Here is a 2,294-nt window from a genome sequence, read left to right on the forward strand (position 1 = left end):
CACAGGTACAATGCCCACCCCTTTTTTGTTACGGCCCTGTCATGACTGACCCGATTCGCCTCTCCAAACGCCTCATCGAACTGGTGGGTTGCTCCCGCCGCGAGGCCGAGCTGTTCATCGAGGGCGGCTGGGTCACCGTGGACGGCGAAGTCATCGACGAGCCGCAATTCAAGGTGGGCGACCAGAAAGTCGAGCTCGACAAGGACGCCAAGGCCACCGCGCCGGAGCCGGTGACGATTCTGCTGAACGTGCCGGCGGGCATGGATGTCGACACCGCCATGCAATCGCTGAGCGCCGAGACCCTCAGCGAGGAGCACCGCTATGGCAAACGCCCGTTGCGCGGGCACTTCCTGCGCCTGACCGCCAGCGCCGACCTGCAGCCCAAGGCCAGCGGCCTGCTGGTGTTCACCCAGGACTGGAAGATCCTGCGCAAGCTCACTGCCGATGCAGCCAAGATCGAGCAGGAATATGTGGTCGAAGTCGAAGGTGACATGGTCGCCCACGGCCTCAACCGCTTGCAGCACGGCCTGACTCACAAGGGCAAGGAGCTGCCGCCGGTCAAGGCCAGCTGGCAGAACGAAAACCGCCTGCGCTTCGCCATGAAGAATCCGCAGCCGGGGATCATTGCCCAGTTCTGCGAAGCGGTGGGCCTGAAGGTCATCGGCATCCGCCGCATCCGCATTGGCGGCGTCTCGATCGGCAAAGTCCCGGTCGGCCAGTGGCGCTATCTGTCCGGCAAAGAGAAGTTCTAAGGCTTCCGCTGCCGCCACACATTCCGGCAGTACGCCCGCGTGCTGCCCACAACGCTTATCAGGAATACCGACATGGTTCATAACGACGTACTGCGCAGCGTGCGCTACATGCTCGACATCAGCGACAAGAAAGTGGTCGAGATCATCAAACTCGGCGGCATGGACGTCACCCTTGCCGACGTGGTGACCTGGCTCGACAAGAAAGAAGAAGACGAAGAAGGTTTCGTGCGTTGCCCGGACGAAGTCATCGCGCACTTCCTCGACGGTCTGGTGATCTTCAAGCGTGGCAAGGACGAAAGCCGTCCGCCGCAGCCGATCGAAGTCCCGGTCACCAACAACATCATCCTGAAAAAGCTGCGTGTGGCCTTCGAGCTGAAAGAAGACGACATGCACGCGATCCTCAAGGCCGCCGAGTTTCCGGTGTCCAAGCCTGAGCTGAGCGCGCTGTTCCGCAAGGTCGGCCACACCAACTACCGTCCGTGCGGCGACCAGTTGCTGCGCAATTTCCTCAAAGGGCTCACGCTGCGCGTGAGAGCTTAAAAGCAGCCCCAAGCTGCAAGCTGCAAGCTGCAAGCTGCAAGTGGCCACCCTGCTTTTACTTGCCGCTTGCAGCTTGCAACTCGAAGCTGGCCGCATGGCCCCCCATTCCCTGCAAAAATAGTGGCTCCGCTTTTCGTGGCTGACGACTAGGGTGTACTGATCCCTAATCCTCAGGACTCGCCATGCATCCGTACTTCTCCCTGCAAGGCCGCACCGCTCTGGTGACCGGCGGCACCCGTGGTATCGGCAAAATGATCGCCAAGGCTTTTGTCGAGGCCGGCGCCCGTGTTTACGTCTGCTCCCGCGACGCCGAAGCCTGCCATCAAACCGCTGAAGAACTCGGTGCCTTGGGCACTTGTCACGGCGTGGCGGCGAATCTGGCCAGCGAAGACGGCGTGCACGCACTCGCCGCGCGTCTGGGCGAGCAGATCACTCACCTGGATATTCTGGTCAACAACGCCGGCACCACTTGGGGCGCGCCACTGGAGAGTTACCCGGTCAAGGGCTGGGAAAAGGTCATGCAGCTCAACGTGACATCAGTGTTCAGCTGCATCCAGCAGTTTCTGCCGTTGTTGCGCAAGGCCGGTTCGGCAGCGAATCCGGCGCGGATCATCAACATCGGCTCGGTGGCGGGGATTTCTTCCTTTGGCGAGCAGGCTTATGCCTACGGGCCGAGTAAAGCCGCCCTGCATCAGTTGTCGCGGATTCTGGCCCGGGAGCTGGTGAGCCAGCACATCAACGTCAACGTGATTGCACCGGGACGGTTTCCGAGCAAGATGACCCGGCATATCGGCAACGATGAGCAGGCGCTGGCCGAGGATACGGCGCTGATCCCGATGAAACGTTGGGGGCGCGAGGAGGAGATGGCGGCGTTGGCGATCAGTCTGGCGAGTACGGCTGGGGCTTATATGACCGGGAATATCATTCCGCTGGATGGTGGGTTCAGTCTGTAGATCGGCAGCGCGGCCTTCGCGAGCAAGCTCGCTCCCACATTGGATCTAT

General features: G+C 61.2%; 3 protein-coding genes. All 3 read left to right on the top strand.

Annotated elements, in window-relative coordinates; all coding sequences use genetic code 11:
- Positions 1-41 precede the first annotated feature (41 nt).
- The 3 genes from DBR24_RS00575 to DBR24_RS00585 all read left to right on the top strand — a co-directional run bounded on the left by DBR24_RS00575 (position 42) and on the right by DBR24_RS00585 (position 2,245).
- The gene (locus DBR24_RS00575; RefSeq protein ID WP_128613564.1) at positions 42-752 is read left to right on the top strand and encodes an rRNA pseudouridine synthase; all 711 of its coding nucleotides are present in this window, start codon (positions 42-44) and stop codon (positions 750-752) included.
- A 72-nt stretch (positions 753-824) separates the two neighbouring features.
- Complete coding sequence (locus DBR24_RS00580; protein WP_123465197.1) at positions 825-1,292, top strand: DUF1456 family protein; 468 nt, start codon at positions 825-827, stop codon at positions 1,290-1,292.
- A 182-nt stretch (positions 1,293-1,474) separates the two neighbouring features.
- Entirely contained in the window at positions 1,475-2,245 is a 771-nt protein-coding gene (locus tag DBR24_RS00585) for an SDR family oxidoreductase (RefSeq protein WP_128613565.1), read from the top strand.
- The last annotated feature ends 49 nt before the right edge of the window (positions 2,246-2,294 follow it).

Source organism: Pseudomonas sp. HMWF006, assembly GCF_003061205.1.
Lineage (GTDB): Bacteria > Pseudomonadota > Gammaproteobacteria > Pseudomonadales > Pseudomonadaceae > Aquipseudomonas > Aquipseudomonas monsensis.

Excerpts from the sequence above, each read along its gene's own strand:
- DBR24_RS00575 (WP_128613564.1), top strand. The coding sequence starts at position 42 with ATGACTGACCCGATTCGCCTCTCCAAACGCCTCATCGAACTGGTGGGT.
- DBR24_RS00580 (WP_123465197.1), top strand. The coding sequence starts at position 825 with ATGGTTCATAACGACGTACTGCGCAGCGTGCGCTACATGCTCGACATC.
- DBR24_RS00585 (WP_128613565.1), top strand. The coding sequence starts at position 1,475 with ATGCATCCGTACTTCTCCCTGCAAGGCCGCACCGCTCTGGTGACCGGC.